General features: G+C 48.7%; 1 protein-coding gene and 1 pseudogene. One reads left to right on the top strand and one right to left on the bottom strand.

Going from position 1 to position 2,038, the window contains the following annotated elements:
* Nucleotides 1-722 (bottom strand): carbohydrate-binding protein (locus JUK32_RS01400; protein ID WP_204137070.1); only part of this gene is annotated, 722 nt, incomplete at its 3' end.
* A gap of 1,130 nt (nucleotides 723-1,852) precedes the next feature.
* On the opposite strand from JUK32_RS01400, the pseudogene JUK32_RS01405 reads away from it, so the two are divergent.
* Nucleotides 1,853-2,038: pseudogene (locus tag JUK32_RS01405) on the top strand (photosystem II D2 protein (photosystem q(a) protein)); the annotation flags it as partial.

A 2,038-nucleotide genomic window follows, 5' to 3' on the forward strand; every position in this document is an offset into this window, starting at 1 on the left:
CCGGGAGCGCGCCCCTCATCCATGCCAAACAGCACAAAGTGCTCAAAGCCGTAGCGCATACTCCCCTGCTGCACCGCCGCTGCCACATCAGGATTGGCCTGTAGGTACGCCGCTTCATCAAATAGCGGGGCCACTCTCAGCCCACCCACTTGGATATTGAAGTCTACTAAGCTGCTTTGATAAACCACACCAGTTTTGATGGCAGTGTAGGAAACCCAATGCTCGAAATTGAAGAAGGCATTGCTTGCCCCAGTGACCACATCGCGAGAAGGAAGCACGATCGGCTCACCGTCTGCCTCAGGGACTGTGTCGTCGGGAGGAACCACGATCGGCTCAATGCGTAACGCATCGACAGTCAGCGAATCAAGGTTCGGCCCACTCGTGCCAATCGCCGTTAGTCTAACCGTGTGATTGCCTGCAGTGAGCTGCACTTGCTCTAGCAAATCGTTCCAGTTTGTCCAATTGCCAGTAGAACTAAAATCTAGTGTGGTGATGTCCTCACCATCAACGGTCAAGCTCAATAAGCGATTGGCATCAGCCCCAAGGGCGTAGCGAAAACTCAATTCATACTGACCATTCGCATCAACTTCGATAGCAAACTCCGCGTAATCCCCAGTGGGATTCAGATAATCCGCAAAACCGCTCCCCAAATAGCCCTCATGGTTCGTTGCAACTTCTGGGCCGGATAGGGTTGCTAACTCCGCTTCATAAGTAAAAGACATGATTCACAGGTACTCCGTAAAATTTAGTACATACGTTTAGCGCTGCCAAGCACATTCACTTAAGTGCAAGCACGTATTGCTCACGTATTGTTGTTGTTATCCTTATGCGTCCTCAGCCAAGACGAAGCTTGGATCAGGCGGCCTGCCTAATTGATTGGGAAATCTTTTCAGGAGCCTTAGGCCCTTAGCCACTGGATCGCAGTTGGTACTGATACTGCACGCCACCGCTGAATGTCCTCATGCACTATCCACCTATCAATAACTGGGGTAGTCTTCTCACCTCAGGCTGCTAGTTTGATGCGTTGTGCTCGATAAATAGAGTTCGGAAATTCAGTTTCAATGACGTTGACAAGCCGACACTAGGCACCCAACACTAGTCAATCAGCCATATCTGGTAGTAAATGCGCCAGCTACTATTGCGCTGTAGGTAGTGGTATTTGGCGAATAAAGATATTGCCTTCGGGAGACAAATTCGCGATCTCACCCTTCAAAAACAAGGCTTTCAAAACGGTGGGGTTTATCTAAAGCCTTATGCTTTATTATTGGCAGGCTGTGCGCAAAATTACTGATGTAGGCATCTCAAATTGTTCAAAACTTTGCGATACTCTCGGTAAGTTGTTCAAAACTTTGTATTGATACCGTCTTAATCTCAGTAAAAATCTAGGCTGGCTCTCCCTTGGTTCGAGTGAGATTGTGACGCATGAGAACGCAAAACTAAGAGACTTAAGCTTTCATTCAGCTTGGTTCCACACCAAATCAAGGTGCGCCGAAATCAGAAAGTGTTTCACATTTCTCCCCAAGCAGTCCTGCACTATGGCGATATGCGTCTCCCTTATCGCCATAGTGCAGTTGCGGGCCCAACGCTCTTGCAACAGGGTCAAAATCATTCAAAAATCGCCAGCGCTCCGCACCAGCCTTAAGCTTTTGCGGAATTCAAGATGATCTCTGATGCTGACCGGAAGAGGCGATCGCGCCTTTATATATGGCTGCAAATGAGAAAAAAATCGCTTATAGTAAAGAACAGTTAAGACATTTTGATGCGACGGTGAGTATTTTTACTTATGTGCTATGCACCTCGCCGTTGTTTGTCTGTACTCATTTAGTAGATTCATTTTTTGGAGAATCGCGCTATGACCATAGCAATGGGACGAGCGCAAGCCCAGCGAGGATGGTTCGACGTCCTCGATGACTGGCTAAAGCGCGACCGATTCGTCTTCGTCGGCTGGTCTGGTCTGTTGCTGTTCCCCTGCGCCTACATGGCGATTGGGGGCTGGCTGACCGGTACCACTTTTGTAACTTCCTGGTATACCCACGGT

It is taken from the genome of Halomicronema sp. CCY15110 (assembly GCF_016888165.1).
Classification (GTDB): domain Bacteria; phylum Cyanobacteriota; class Cyanobacteriia; order Phormidesmidales; family Phormidesmidaceae; genus Halomicronema.